The sequence below is a fragment of the Streptomyces sp. NBC_00316 genome, from assembly GCF_036158715.1.
Classification (GTDB): Bacteria; Actinomycetota; Actinomycetes; order Streptomycetales; family Streptomycetaceae; genus Streptomyces.
In genome coordinates this window covers 5,973,260-5,987,617 of sequence record NZ_CP108023.1, presented here as the reverse complement: position 1 = coordinate 5,987,617, position 14,358 = coordinate 5,973,260, and the positions used below count along the sequence as shown (strand labels likewise).

11 protein-coding genes are annotated in these 14,358 nt (G+C 71.1%); 2 read left to right on the top strand and 9 right to left on the bottom strand.

Translation table 11 applies throughout. The features are described from left to right. Nucleotides 1–22 precede the first annotated feature (22 nt). From OG878_RS26550 to hrcA, 5 genes are all read right to left on the bottom strand, one after another. Nucleotides 23–466 carry a hypothetical protein gene (locus OG878_RS26550; RefSeq protein WP_328889099.1) on the bottom strand — a complete coding sequence of 148 codons (444 nt, stop codon included), beginning with the start codon at nt 464–466 and terminating at the stop codon, nt 23–25. A gap of 196 nt (nt 467–662) precedes the next feature. Next, the gene (locus OG878_RS26545; protein ID WP_328889098.1) at nt 663–1,409 is read right to left on the bottom strand and encodes a 16S rRNA (uracil(1498)-N(3))-methyltransferase; all 747 of its coding nucleotides are present in this window, start codon (nt 1,407–1,409) and stop codon (nt 663–665) included. After that, nucleotides 1,406–2,479 (bottom strand): nitronate monooxygenase, encoded by a 1,074-nt coding sequence (locus OG878_RS26540; RefSeq protein ID WP_328889097.1) that lies wholly within the window; start codon nt 2,477–2,479, stop codon nt 1,406–1,408. Before OG878_RS26540 ends, OG878_RS26545 begins: the two co-directional genes overlap by 4 nt. A 161-nt stretch (nt 2,480–2,640) precedes the next feature. Next, complete coding sequence (dnaJ, locus tag OG878_RS26535) at nt 2,641–3,777, bottom strand: molecular chaperone DnaJ (protein ID WP_277326126.1); 1,137 nt, start codon at nt 3,775–3,777, stop codon at nt 2,641–2,643. Continuing rightward, nucleotides 3,778–4,794 (bottom strand): heat-inducible transcriptional repressor HrcA, encoded by a 1,017-nt coding sequence (gene hrcA / locus OG878_RS26530; protein ID WP_277326127.1) that lies wholly within the window; start codon nt 4,792–4,794, stop codon nt 3,778–3,780. A 182-nt stretch (nt 4,795–4,976) separates the two neighbouring features. On the opposite strand from hrcA, the gene OG878_RS26525 reads away from it, so the two are divergent. Next, complete coding sequence (locus OG878_RS26525; RefSeq protein ID WP_328889096.1) at nt 4,977–5,699, top strand: MBL fold metallo-hydrolase; 723 nt, start codon at nt 4,977–4,979, stop codon at nt 5,697–5,699. Nucleotides 5,700–5,724: 25 nt separating this feature from the next. Continuing rightward, a complete protein-coding gene (locus tag OG878_RS26520; protein WP_328889095.1) occupies nt 5,725–6,546 on the top strand; it encodes a DUF3097 domain-containing protein in 822 nt (273 codons plus the stop codon). 196 nt (nt 6,547–6,742) lie between these two features. Here OG878_RS26520 and hemW read toward each other — a convergent pair whose 3' ends face one another. The 4 genes from hemW to lepA form a co-directional block, all read right to left on the bottom strand. Continuing rightward, nucleotides 6,743–7,975 carry a radical SAM family heme chaperone HemW gene (gene hemW, locus OG878_RS26515; protein ID WP_328889094.1) on the bottom strand — a complete coding sequence of 411 codons (1,233 nt, stop codon included), beginning with the start codon at nt 7,973–7,975 and terminating at the stop codon, nt 6,743–6,745. 42 nt (nt 7,976–8,017) lie between these two features. Next, nucleotides 8,018–9,991, bottom strand: a complete 1,974-nt coding sequence (locus OG878_RS26510; protein WP_328889093.1) for an ATP-binding SpoIIE family protein phosphatase — start codon at nt 9,989–9,991, stop codon at nt 8,018–8,020. A gap of 201 nt (nt 9,992–10,192) precedes the next feature. Further along, nucleotides 10,193–12,082 carry an AMP-dependent synthetase/ligase gene (locus tag OG878_RS26505; protein ID WP_328889092.1) on the bottom strand — a complete coding sequence of 630 codons (1,890 nt, stop codon included), beginning with the start codon at nt 12,080–12,082 and terminating at the stop codon, nt 10,193–10,195. A 317-nt stretch (nt 12,083–12,399) separates the two neighbouring features. After that, nucleotides 12,400–14,274, bottom strand: coding sequence for a translation elongation factor 4 (gene lepA, locus OG878_RS26500; RefSeq protein ID WP_328889091.1), 1,875 nt, complete (start codon nt 14,272–14,274; stop codon nt 12,400–12,402). Nucleotides 14,275–14,358: the final 84 nt, after the last annotated feature.

Below are 14,358 nucleotides of genomic sequence, written 5' to 3'. Positions count from 1 at the left end.
CACAACCGGGTGGCGAATACACTCACTTGCCCCGGGGATAGCCGGTCACCGTGACGGTCACGGTCACGGTCGGCCGGACACCGCCACCGCCGCCGTTGCCCACGTCCGTCGGCGGTGTCACGCCAACGGCCGTGGGGGCGGCGTCGCAGTCGCCGAGCACATCGGCCCGCAGGACGACCTTGTCGCCGGCCTTCCCGGTCAGGTCTCCCCGGACACACTGCCCGTTGACCTCCTTCGTGACCTTGCCGGTGAGCGTGATCTCCTTGCCGCCCGCGGTCCGGCCACGGCAGTCGACCCGTGCCACCTGCCGCACGGACGCGGAGGGCGCGGGCGAGGCCGGATACGGCCTCGTGGCGCCACCCTCGACATCGGCCGCGCAGTTGAGCCACTGCACGTCGACACCTGCGCGCTCCAGCGCCCGGGTGCCGGTCTGATCGGTGGTCAGAGCGACGGACGCGGAGTTCATCCCGTATACCGGCTCACAGGCGACTGCGCCCGCGACCGCCGCACCGACGAGGCAGAGTACGGCCGGAATACGACGGGTCCGGCCGTGACCCCCTGGACTTGATGCCCTCAATGTCCCCATACGTGACAGCGTCCCACCACACCCCCGCGGTGCGGTAGACCGCCTACGGCCACACCCGGCATGCGGTATGCGGTGGTCACGCCCAGCGGCCGGTGCGTCCCAGCAGCAGCGCCGTTGCCGCGGTGCCCGCCGTGGAGGTGCGCAGGACGCTCCGGCCGAGCCGGCAGGTCCGGGCGCCCGCGTCCGCGAAGGCAGCCAACTCGTCCGGCGAGACGCCGCCTTCGGGGCCCACGACCAGCATGATCTCGCCCACGGCGGGGAGTCCGACGGTGGCCAGCGGCTCGCTGTCGTACTCCCGTTCCTCGTGCAGGACGGCCGCGAAGTCCGCTGTGGCCAGAAGAGCGGCAACCTGTTTGGTCGTCATGGCGTCCGTGACTTCCGGGAACAGCACCCGGCGCGACTGCTTGCCGGCCTCGCGGGCCGTGTTCCGCCATTTCGCCAGGGACTTGAGACCGCGGTCGCCCTTCCACTGGGTGATGCAGCGCGAGGCCTGCCACGGCACGATCGCGTCGACGCCGGTCTCCGTCAGCGTCTCGACGGCCACCTCGCCCCGGTCGCCCTTGGGAAGCGCCTGGACCACGGTGATCCGGGGCGCGGGCCGCGGTTCCTCGTGGACCGTGCCGAGGCCCGTCAGGACGAGCCGGTCCTTGCCCTCGGTGGTCTGCACGACGCCTTCCGCCCAGCGGCCGTGCCCGTCCGTCAGGACGACCCCCTCACCGGCGTGCAGCCGCTTCACCGATACGGCGTGCCGCCCCTCGGGCCCTTCCAGAACGAACCCGGGCCCGCTGGGGACCTGTTCGACGACGAAGACCGGTGCGGTCACTGCTTGCTCCTTGTGCTCACGGCCGCGCGCGCGGCATCCAGCTCTTCGGCGAGCAGCACGGTCAGCCGGCCGGCCGGCAGCTCGCGGGCCATCCGGTGGCCCTGGCCCGCCCACAGGGCCATGCCCTGGGCGTCACCGGCCTTGGCGGCGGCCTTGCGCAGCCCGCTGGTGACATGGTGCACCTGCGGGTAGGCGGCGGGGGCGTACGGGCCGTGCTCGCGCACAAAGCGGTTGACGAGGCCGCGCGCCGGACGCCCGGAGAACGCCCGGGTCAGTGCCGTCCGCGCGAACAAGGGGTTCGTCAGCGCCTGTTTGTGCAGCAGATGGGCGCCGGACTCGGGGCAGATCAGGAACGCCGTGCCGAGCTGCGCCGCCTCCGCGCCCGCCGCGAGCACCGCCCCGATCTGGGAGCCGCGCATGATCCCGCCCGCCGCGATGACCGGCACCTGGACGGTCTCGCGGACCTGCGCCACCAGGGCGAGCAGACCCGTGCCGCTGCCGTCGGTCTGCGGGTCGTCGCGGAAGGCGGACTGGTGGCCGCCCGCCTCGATGCCCTGGACACAGACCGCGTCGGTGCCCGCCCACTGCGCAGCCTGCGCCTCCTCGGGCGTGGTGACCGTGACGACGGTGTACGTACCGACGCCGGCGAGCGCGTCGAGGGTGTCCCGGGTGGGGCAGCCGAACGTGAAGGAGACCACCGGAACCGGGTCCTCCAGAAGGATGGCGAGCTTGGCTTCGTAGCCGTCGTCTCCGTGGGGGTCCGGGTCGCCGAGCGGGGTTTCGTACCAGGCGGCCTCACCGGCGAGCTGGTGCCGGTACACCTCGACGGCGCTCGGGTCGGCAAGGTCGGGCTGCGGCATGAAGAGGTTGACGCCGAACGGCTGACCAGTCAGCCGGCGCAGCTGTTTGATCTCGTTGTACATGCCGTCCGCCGTCTTGTACCCGGCCGCCAGGAAGCCGAGCCCGCCCGCTTCGGCGACGGCCGCGACGAGCTGCGGACAGGACACACCGCCCGCCATCGGGGCCTGCACAATCGGATACCGGCAGAGATCGGTCAACGCGGATGACATGAGCGCATCGTGTCACGTCCGGTGCACCGCGCCGAATCAGCCAGGGGTGGCCAGAAAGCCGTCCGAGGGAACCGGAGGAGGCACCTCTCCAGCCGACCGCCCGCCGGTCCGGGACCGGCGGGCGGGGGCCATGCAGAGGGCGCTGACAGGACGGGTCGGCCTCAGCGGCCGTTGAACGCGTCCTTCAGCCGGGAGAACAGCCCCTGCTGCCCCGGCTGGAACTGACCGGTGGGCCGCTCCTCGCCACGCAGCTTCGCCAGCTCCCGCAGCAGTCGCTCCTGCTCCGGGTCCAGCTTCGACGGGGTCATCACCTCGACGTGCACGATCAGATCGCCGCGCCCGCCACCGCGCAGGTGGGTGATGCCGCGGCCGTGCAGCGGGACCGACTGGCCGGACTGGGTGCCCGGCCGGATGTCGACCTCCTCCAGGCCGTCGAGCGTCTCCAGCGGCACCTTGGTGCCGAGCGCACCCGCCGTCATGGGGATCGTGACCGTGCAGTGCAGATCGTCACCGCGGCGCTGGAACACCGCGTGCTGCAGCTCATGGATCTCGACGTACAGGTCGCCGGCCGGTCCGCCGCCGGGGCCGACCTCGCCCTCGCCCGCGAGCTGGATGCGGGTGCCGTTGTCGACACCGGCGGGGATCTTCACGGTCAGCGTCCGCCGCGAGCGGATGCGGCCGTCGCCGGCGCACTCCGGGCACGGGGTCGGCACGACCGTGCCGAAGCCCTGGCACTGCGGGCAGGGCCGCGACGTCATGACCTGGCCGAGGAACGACCGGGTGACCTGGGAGACCTCACCGCGGCCGCGGCACATGTCACAGGTCTGGGCGGAGGTGCCGGGCGCGGCGCCCTCACCACTGCAGGTCGTACAGACGACGGCCGTGTCGACCTGGATGTCCTTGGTGGTACCGAACGCCGCCTCGGCGAGATCGATCTCCAGCCGGATCATCGCGTCCTGGCCGCGCCGGGTGCGCGAACGGGGTCCGCGCTGCGACGCCGTACCGAAGAACGCGTCCATGATGTCGGAGAAGTTGCCGAAGCCACCCTGTCCGAATCCGCCCGCGCCACCGCCGCCGGAGGCGGACAGCGGGTCGCCGCCGAGGTCGTAGACCTGCTTCTTCTGCGGGTCCGACAACACCTCGTAGGCGGCGTTGATCTCCTTGAACCGCTCCTGGGTCTTCGGATCCGGGTTGACATCCGGATGCAGCTCGCGTGCGAGCCGCCGGAAGGCCTTCTTGATCTCGTCCTGAGATGCGTCGCGGCGCACGCCGAGTACGGCGTAGTAGTCCGTGGCCACTTACGACTCCGCCAGGATCTGTCCGACGTAACGTGCCACTGCGCGTACCGCTCCCATCGTTCCGGGGTAGTCCATGCGGGTCGGTCCGACCACGCCGAGTTTGGCGACTGCCTCGTCGCCCGAACCGTAGCCGACCGCGACGACGGACGTGGAGTTGAGCCCCTCGTGGGCGTTCTCGTGCCCGATACGTACGGTCATGCCCGAGTCCTTGGCCTCGCCGAGCAGCTTCAGCAGCACGACGTGCTCCTCCAATGCCTCCAGCACCGGCCGGATCATCACAGGGAAGTCGTGCCCGAAGCGGGTGAGGTTGGAGGTGCCGCCGATCATCAGCCGCTCCTCCGTCTCCTCGACGAGGGTTTCGAGCAGGGTGGAGAGCACGGTGGACACGGTTCCCCGGTCCTCGCTCTCGAAGGAATCCGGCAGGTCCTGCACCAGCTGCGGGACGTCCGAGAAACGGCGTCCGACGACCCGGCTGTTGAGCCGGGCCCGCAGATCGGCGAGAGAGGTCTCACCGAACGGCGCGGGACAGTCGATCATGCGCTGCTCGACCCGGCCGGTGTCCGTGATCAGCACGAGCATCAGCCGGGCGGGCGCCAGCGACAGCAGCTCCACATGCCGCACCGTCGACCGGGTCAGCGAGGGGTACTGCACGATGGCGACCTGCCGGGTCAGCTGCGCGAGCAGCCGTACGGTGCGGCCCACGACGTCGTCGAGGTCGACCGCGCCGTCGAGGAAGTTCTGAATGGCCCTGCGCTCCGGCGACGACAGGGGCTTGACCCCTGCCAGCTTGTCGACGAAGAGCCGGTAGCCCTTGTCCGTCGGGATGCGTCCGGCGCTGGTGTGGGGCTGGGCGATGAAGCCCTCGTCCTCCAGCACCGCCATGTCGTTGCGGACGGTGGCCGGGGAGACCCCCAGCTTGTGCCGCTCGGTGAGCGCCTTGGAACCGACGGGTTCCTCGGTGCCGACATAGTCCTGGACGATGGCGCGCAGCACTTCGAGTCTGCGTTCGCTGAGCATGGCGCACACCTCCAGCTGTGTTCCTCGGCGGATTCCGGTCGTCCCTCGAAGGGCCCTGGCACTCGATGCGTACGAGTGCCAGCGATCCCCCGCAAGTGTACGGCGGCCGGGTGGGGCCCAAGCAAGGGCGACCGGCCACGCTACCGCGAGACTGCGCAGGTCGTTGCCGATAGCGTCGCCGTATGGACGCCTCTTGGGAAGAGTTCAGCTGGGAGCGACTCGGCAACGGTGTGGGCCGGCGGCGCCTTCCCCGCTGGGACGCGACGGTCGCACTGGTGGTCGGAGCGGACGGGGCGCTGCTCTTCGACACCGGATCGACGCTGCGCGAAGGCGCGGAGACAAGGGCCCAGGTGCAGTCCTTGATCGGCCGCAGGGTGACGCATATCGCACTCAGCCACCCGCACTTCGACCATGTGCTCGGCACCGCGGCCTTCGCCGGGGCGGAGGTGTACGGCGCGGTCGGGATGGCGGATCTCCTCGCCCGCGGGGCGGACGGGCTGCGCGCCGACGCGGTGCGCCATGGCATGTGCAGGGAGGACGCGGCGCAGGCCGTAGACGTGCTGGTGGCGCCGCACCACGAGGTGTGCGGTGAGTGGACGCTCGACCTGGGTGGTGGCCGCCAGGTGCTGCTGGCGAACGTGGGTCCCGGTCACACCGGCCACGATCTCGCGGTCCTGGTGCCCGGCTCCCCCGCCGTCGTGCTCTGCGGCGACCTGGTCGAGGAGTCCGGCGAGCCCCAGGCGGGCCCGGACGCGATCCCGTCACGCTGGCCGGCCGCGCTGGACCGGCTGCTGGCACTGGGCGGTGAGTCCGCGGCGTACGTACCGGGGCACGGCGCGGTCGTGGACGCCGCGTTCGTACGTGCGCAGCGCGATCAACTGTCCGGCGCCTTCGGCGTGTCGTGACGCGTTCCCGTCCTATCGTCGTGCGATGCGCAGCTACCACCCGGACCTGACCCCACCGTGGAAGAAGTCCGCCCCCGTCCCCGAGGTCCCCGCCGAACCCGATCTGGTCGTGGAGGAGGTCTCCACCGGCTTCTGCGGTGCGGTGATCCGCTGCGAGAAGACGGCCCAGGGGCCGACCGTGACCCTGGAGGACCGTTTCGGCAAGCACCGCGTGTTCCCGATGGAGCCGCGCGGCTTCCTGCTGGAGGGCCGGGTGGTCACCCTCGTACGCCCGTCGGCGCCCGGCCCGGTCCGCCCCACCCGCACGGCCTCCGGCTCGGTGGCGGTCCCCGGGGCGCGGGCACGGGTGGCACGCGCGGGCCGCATCTATGTGGAGGGCCGGCACGACGCGGAACTGGTCGAACGGGTCTGGGGCGACGACCTGCGCATCGAGGGTGTGGTCGTCGAGTACCTGGCGGGCATCGACGACCTCCCGGCCATCGTCCGCGACTTCTCCCCCGGTCCGGACGCGCGGCTGGGCGTCCTGGTCGACCACCTGGTCCCCGGCTCCAAGGAGTCGAGGATCGCGAGCGAGGTCACGGACGCGAACGTGCTGGTGGTGGGCCACCCGTACATCGACGTGTGGGAGGCGGTGAAGCCGTCGTCGGTGGGCATCGCGGGCTGGCCGGTGGTGCCACGCGGCCAGGACTGGAAGACGGGCGTGTGCCGGTCACTGGGCTGGCCGGAGAACACGGGGGCGGCGTGGCAGCGCATCCTGTCCACGGTCCGCTCCTACCGGGACCTGGAGCCGGCGCTGCTGGGCCGGGTGGAGGAGCTGATCGACTTCGTCACGGCACCGAGGGGGTAGGCGGGGCTGTACGGCGGCTGTCCGGGGCCGCACCGGACGCCGCTCCGCACTCGCCGGAGGTGCCCGGCCTTCCCGCCGGCGCCGGGCACCTGCCCGCCCGTCCGGCGTTTCGAGGACCGGGGTCGCGAGGCCCCGGTCCGGGAAAGGGGCGGGCAGGGGAACAGGCACACCGCCGGCGCAACCGCGCCCCGCCCCCTCAGTCCACCAGGTCCCTGACCACCGCATCCGCGAGCAGCCGCCCCCGCAGAGTCAGCACAGCCCGCCCCTTCGCATAGGGCAGCGCCTCCAGCAACCCGTCCTGCACCGCGCGCCCCGCCGCCGCCAGCCCCGCAGGAGCGAGCAACGACAGCGGACACCCGTCCACCAGCCGCAGCTCCAGCAGAATCCGCTCGACCCGCCGGTCCTCCGCCGACAGAATCTCCCGGCCCGCCCCCGGAGACCGTCCTTCCGCCAGCGCCTGTGCATAGGCACCGGGATGCTTCACGTTCCACCACCGCACACCGCCCACATGGCTGTGCGCTCCCGGCCCGGCGCCCCACCAGTCGGCGCCGCGCCAGTACAGCTCGTTGTGCAGGCAGCGGCCCTCCGGCGTCCGGGCCCAGTTCGACACCTCGTACCAGGAGAAGCCCGCCGCAGCCATCGCCTCGTCGGCGATCAGATAGCGGTCCGCGTGGACGTCGTCGTCCGTCATCGGAACCTCGCCGCGCCGGATCCGCCGCGCCAGCTGCGTCCCCTCCTCGACGATCAGCGCGTACGCGGACACATGGTCCGGGCCCGCCCCGATCGCCGCGTCCAGCGACGCCCGCCAGTCGTCGTCGGACTCCCCGGGGGTGCCGTAGATCAGGTCGAGGTTGACGTGCTCGAAGCCCGCCGCCCGCGCCTCCGCGACACACGCCTCGGGCCGCCCCGGCGTATGCGTGCGGTCGAGGATCTTCAGCACGTGCTGACGCGCACTCTGCATCCCGAACGAGATGCGGTTGAAGCCGCCTTCCCGCAGTTCCGCCAGATACGCCGGGCCGACGGACTCCGGATTGGCCTCGGTCGTGATCTCCGCGTCGTCGGCGAGACCGAACTCGTCACGGATCGCCGCCAGCATCCGTACGAGATCCCCCGCGGCCAGCAACGTGGGCGTGCCGCCACCGACGAACACCGTGCGGACCGGCCGCGGGTCGTCGCCGAGCACCTTGCGGGCCTGCCGGACCTCGCCGATCAGGTGGGCGGCGTAGTTGTCCCGGGAGGCCAGCGCACCGCCGGAGCCACGGAGCTCGGTCGCGGTGTACGTGTTGAAGTCGCAGTAGCCGCAGCGGGTCGCGCAGTACGGCACATGCAGGTAGAAGCCGAGCGGCCGGTCGGCGGCGCCTTCCAGGGCATGGCGGGGCAGCGCCCCGTCGTCGGGCACGGGTTCACCATCGGGCAGTACGGAAGGCATACCGTCCATTGTCACTCGCCGCCGGATGTTCCCGGCCCACACTCACTGGGCCTGCAGCACGACCAGCGCCAGATCGTCGTCCGGCGGCCGCTCCGCGAACTCGTGGACGGCCCGTTTGATCCGGTCCGCGATCCCTTCCGCGGTCAGCCCGGCGCAGCCGGCCAGCGCCCGGGCCAGACCGTCCCCGTCGTCGAACATCAGCGGCCCGGAGCGCCGTTCCGTCACCCCGTCCGTGACGCAGAGCAGGCTGTCGCCCGGCGCCAGGTCGAAGCTCTGGCTCTCGTAGGCGACGTCCTCGACGACCCCGAGCAGCACCTGCGACTCGGCGGCTGCGCGCACGGTGCCGTCCGGGTGCAGCAGCAGCGGCAGCGGGTGGCCCGCGCTGGCCAGCGTGCAGCGCACGCCGCCGCCGGGGAGCGGCACCATCTCCCCGTACAGCAGGGAGAGGAACCGGGGCTGCCCGCCGTCCGTCAGCTGCTGGGCGCCTTCCCGCAGGTGCTGGCCGCCGTCCGGCAGGGGCTGCCCGCCCGCCGCCGCGACCATCAGGGCGGCGGCCTCGGCGGTCTCCATCGCGTCGTCGAGGAGCAACCGGTTGAGCCGGTCGAGCACCTCGCCGACGCGGAAGCCCTCCCGGGCCAGCAGCCGCAGCCACGGCCGGGCGAGGCCGGTGACGACGGCGGCCTCGGGGCCGCTGCCCTGGACGTCGCCGAGAATGAAGCACCAGCGATCGCCGGGGCACGAGAAAATGTCGTAGAAGTCACCGCCGACGACCCCGTCGTCGCTGGGCTCGTACACCAGTGAGCTGGTGACTCCGGGTATGTCGGCGACCTTGCTGGGAAGCAGTCCGCGCTGCAGGACGCGGCTGATGGTGGCCTGCCGGGTGTACGCGCGGGCGGCGCCGACGGCGAGTCCCACCCGGCGTACGAAGTCCTCGACCAGCGCGGTCACCTCGTGCGGGACGCGGGCGATGCCCTCCCGTCCCAGAAGTACGGCTCCGAGCGTGCGGCCGCCGGCGGTTATCCGATAGGCGAGCGCGGCCCCCGCACGGCCGTTGGAGCGCCCGTCGGCGCCCGGTCCTGCCCCGTCCTCGTCGGCCCCGGGCCACGGCATGGAGACGGGTCCGGTGCCCACCCGCTCCGGCAGCCGGATCGGGTCCTGCTCCAGCACCGTACGCAGCTGCCCGGTCTCGGCCTCGTCACGGTGCCAGACGCTCGCGAGCCGGGGGACGGCTGCGGGCCCGCCGTTCTCCGGCTCCAGCCAGATCGCGCACCAGTCGGCGAGTCTGGGCACGAGTAACTGCCCGGCGAGCGCCGCCACGATGTCCTCGTCGAGCTGGCCGGCGAGCAGATCGGATGCCTCGGCGAGGAACGAGAGCGCACCGCGGCCCGCCCAGTCCGCGTCGTCGCGCAGAGCGCGCCGGGCGGTGGGGGCGAGCAGCTCGGCGGTGCGCAGGCCGCTGCGGAGTTCCGGCTCCGCGGCCGCCCCGGGCAGCACGGTCCAGTCGTCGACGGGCAGCCGGGCCCAGACGGTCTTGAGGCCGGTGCGGTACGTGATGCCCCAGCGCTCGGCGAGTGCGGCGACGACCTGCAGCCCGCGCCCGGCCTCGGCCGGGTCGTACGGGTCGGCCTCGAGCACCAGGTCGGGGCGTTCGTTGCGTACGGACCGGGCGGGGTGGTGGTCGGCGACCTCCAGCACCAGGGCTGCGGCCTCGTCCCCGGCCGCCTCCTCCAGCCGGAAGAGCAGCTCGACGGTGGTTCCGGCGTGCACGACGGCGTTGGTGACGAGCTCGTCGGCGACGGTCACCGCGTCGTCGGCCAGCCGGTCGCTGAAGCCCACCGCCGCGGGCAGCCCGAGCCCGGTCCACTCGGCGAGGGCGACCCGGACGAACCGGCGCGCGGCGGCCGGGGCGAGGAGGTTCCCCGGCAGGCTCGTCCGGGCGACCGGCTGTGCGTCCGTCCGCCCGACGTGGTTACCGGGATGCTGAACGGTGTCCCGCTGCAAGGGAATGGGCCCCATGGCGCCGCTCCTGACCTGTTCTCGCACGGCCTGTTTGCGCCGTGTGCCGCTGACGACACGGACAGAGTGACAGACCGGCCCTCCCCAGAAGCACCGAGTTACCGAAGTGGGAGGAGAAGACACAGGAACGACGAGCAGGAACGGGCATCAGGAACAGCGGTGCGGACGGGGCGGTCCGCCCCGTCCGCACCATGGCCGTGCCTACGCCTCGCGGGCGCCTGCGTACATCTCGTCGATGAGGCCCTTGTACGCGCGCTCGACGACCGGCCGCTTGAGCTTGAGGCTCGGCGTGAGTTCGCCGTGCTCGACGTCGAGGTCGCGCGGCAGCAGCCGGAACTGCTTGATGGTCTGCCAGCGCTGCAGGCCCTCGTTGAGCCGCTTCACATAGCCGTTGATGAGCTCCACGACCTGCGGGGACGCGACCACCTCGGCATACGGCCTGCCCGCCAGTCCGTTCTCGGCGGCCCAGCCGAGGATGGTCGGCTCGTCGAGGGCGATCAGGGCGGAGCAGAAATTGCGGTCCGCGCCGTGCACCAGGATGTTGGAGACGAACGGGCACACCGCCTTGAACTGCCCCTCGACCTCCGCCGGGGCGACGTACTTGCCGCCCGACGTCTTGATCAGGTCCTTCTTGCGGTCGGTGATCCGCAGGTAGCCGTCCACGGACAGCTCGCCGATGTCGCCGCTGTGCAGCCAGCCGTCGGCCTCCAGCACCTCGGCCGTCTTCTCCGGCTGCCGGTGGTAGCCCTGCATGATGCCGGGGCCGCGCAGCAGGATCTCGCCGTCGTCGGCGATCCGTACCTCGGTGCCGGGGAGCGGCTTGCCGACCGTGCCCGTGCGGTACGCCTCGCCCGGGTTGACGAAGGATGCGGCGCTGGACTCGGTGAGTCCGTAGCCCTCCAGGATGTGGATGCCGGCGCCGGCGAAGAAGTAGCCGATGTCGGGGGCGAGCGCCGCGGAGCCGGAGACGCAGGCGCGCAGCCGGCCGCCGAAGGCCTCACGGATCTTGGCGAAGACGAGGGCGTCGGCGACCTTGTGCTTGGCGCCGAGGCCGAACGGGACGGAGGCCGTGCCGGTGCGCCGGAAGTTGTCCTGGGACACCTTCGCGTACTCGCGGGCGACCCCGGCCGCCCACTGGAAGATCTTGTACTTGGCGCCGCCACCGGCCCGCGCCTTGGACGCGACCCCGTTGTAGACCTTCTCGAAGATACGGGGCACCGCGGCCATGTACGTCGGCTGGACCACCGGCAGATTCTCGATGATCTTGTCGATCCGGCCGTCGACGGCGGTGACATGGCCGACCTCGATCTGGCCCGAGGTGAGGACCTTGCCGAAGACGTGCGCGAGCGGCAGCCAGAGGTACTGGACGTCGTCCTTGGTGATCAGCCCGGTCGCCACGGTGGCCTTGGCCATGTACGACCAGTTGTCGTGCGGCAGCCGTACGCCCTTGGGGCGGCCGGTCGTGCCCGAGGTGTAGATCAGGGTGGCCAGCTGCTCGGCGGTGATCGCGTCGACCCGCTCCTTGACCGCGCCCGGGTTCTTCGCCAGGAGCTCGGCGCCCCGGGCCTCCACATCGGCCAGCGAGAGGACCCAGCCCTCGGGGTCGGCTGCGTCGGGCTCGACGCCATCCGGGTCGATGACGATGACATGGGTGAGGTTCGGCAGATCGGCGCGGCGCTCGCGGGCCTTGGCCAGCTGGGCGGCGTCCTCGGCGATCAGCACACGGCTCTCGGAGTCGGCGAGGATGAACGACGATTCCTCGGCGTTGGTCGACGGGTAGATCGTGGTGGTCGCGGCGCCGGCGCACATCACGCCGAGGTCGGCGATGATCCACTCGACGCGGGTGGCGGAGGAGAGCGCGACCCGCTCCTCCGGCTCCACCCCCAGACCGATGAGCCCTGCGGCGATCGCGTACACGCGCTCCGCGGCCTGTGCCCAGCTCAGCGACTTCCATTCGTCGGCGCCCTGTCCGGTGGCCGAGGGGACCGGGTAGCGGTAGGCCTCCCCGTCCGGAGTGGCCGCAACGCGGTCGATGAAGAGGGTCGCCACGGAGGGCGGCCGGTTATCGATCAGGGTTTGTGTGTCGCTCACGACATCCTCCGGGCCTGCGGCAGTGCTTCACGACCGGTTGTTTTTTGGTTGCTGCGTGCTGCTGCTTGTTCCTGCTTACGTGCGTCCGTCTGCGTGCTTGATCCCGCTTGTTTAACTGGCGAGTAACTACGAAGCCGTGATCAGGGTAGAGCGCCCGCGTCCGCCGCGTAAGAGGGAATCGGACGCCGCTTCATAACGAACGGACCCCCACGCCGCAGGGTTGCTGCGACGCAGGGGTCGGCCGGACTACCGGCTGGTGGAGCGGCGGACCGGAGGCCGCGGGCAGAGCCGGGTCCGGAACGGGGATCCACCGGGAGCTACTTCTTGCCCTTGCTTTCCCCGCCCGACTCGTCCGTCGACAGCACGGCGATGAAGGCCTCCTGCGGAACCTCCACATTGCCGACCATCTTCATCCGCTTCTTGCCTTCCTTCTGCTTCTCCAGCAGCTTCCGCTTACGGGAGATGTCACCGCCGTAGCACTTGGCGAGGACGTCCTTGCGGATGGCGCGGACGGTCTCACGCGCGATGACCCGGGAGCCGATGGCCGCCTGGATCGGCACCTCGAAGTTCTGCCGCGGGATGAGCTCGCGCAGCTTGGCGACGAGCCGCACGCCGTACGCGTACGCCTTGTCCTTGTGCGTGACGGCGGAGAACGCGTCGACCTTGTCGCCGTGCAGCAGGATGTCGACCTTGACGAGCTGGGCGGACTGCTCGCCGGTGGGCTCGTAGTCGAGCGAGGCGTAGCCACGGGTCTTGGACTTCAACTGGTCGAAGAAGTCGAAGACGATCTCGGCGAGGGGCAGGGTGTACCGGATCTCGACCCGGTCCTCGGAGAGGTAGTCCATGCCGAGCAGGGTGCCGCGCCGGTTCTGGCAGAGCTCCATGATCGCGCCGATGAACTCGCTGGGGGCGAGGACGGTGGCACGCACGACCGGCTCGTGCACCTTGTCGATCTTGCCCTCGGGGAACTCGCTCGGGTTGGTGACGGTGTGCTCGCTGCCGTCCTCCATCTCGACGCGGTAGACCACGTTGGGGGCGGTGGCGATGAGCTCCAGGCCGAACTCGCGCTCCAGCCGCTCACGGATCACGTCGAGGTGCAGCAGACCGAGGAAGCCGACCCGGAAGCCGAAGCCGAGGGCCGCGGAGGTCTCCGGCTCGTACACCAGGGCGGCGTCGTTGAGCTGGAGCTTGTCGAGGGCCTCGCGCAGGTCCGGGTAGTCCGAGCCGTCCAGCGGGTACAGACCCGAGAACACCATCGGCTTGGGGTCCTTGTAGCCCCCCAGCGCCTCGGTCGCACCCTTGCTGAGGGAGGTGATCGTGTCACCGACCTTGGACTGCCGGACGTCCTTCACACCGGTGATGATGTAGCCCACTTCGCCCACACCGAGGCCGTCCGCCGGGGTCATCTCCGGGGAGGAGACACCGATCTCCAGCAGCTCGTGGGTGGCGCCGGTGGACATCATCTTGATGCGCTCGCGCTTGTTGAGCTGGCCGTCGACGACACGGACGTAGGTGACGACACCACGGTACGAGTCGTAGACCGAGTCGAAGATCATCGCGCGGGCGGGGGCGTCGGCCTTGCCGACCGGCGACGGAACGTCCCTGACCACCCGGTCCAGCAGGGCGTCCACGCCGATGCCGGTCTTCGCGGAGACCTTGAGCACGTCCTCGGGCTGGCAGCCGATGAGGTTGGCCAGCTCCTCGGAGAACTTCTCCGGCTGCGCGGCCGGCAGGTCGATCTTGTTGAGCACCGGGACGATGGTGAGGTCGTTCTCCATCGCCAGGTAGAGGTTGGCCAGCGTCTGGGCCTCGATGCCCTGCGCCGCGTCCACCAGCAGCACCGTGCCCTCGCAGGCGGCGAGCGAGCGGGAAACCTCGTACGTGAAGTCCACGTGGCCCGGGGTGTCGATCATGTTGAGGACATGGGTGCTGCCCTGGCCCTCGCCCGTGGTGGGCGCCCAGGGCAGACGGACCGCCTGGGACTTGATGGTGATGCCGCGCTCGCGCTCGATGTCCATCCGGTCGAGGTACTGAGCGCGCATCTGCCGCTGGTCGACCACGCCCGTCAGCTGGAGCATCCGGTCGGCAAGGGTCGACTTGCCGTGGTCGATGTGCGCGATGATGCAGAAGTTGCGGATCAGCGCCGGGTCGGTACGGCTCGGCTCGGGCACGTGGATAGGAGTCGCGGGCACGCAGGGTCCTGATTCTTGAGACGCCGAACGCCGTGTCTCGGGTCGATGTCGGGTCGGTCGGATCGATACGTAGCTTCCATCGTC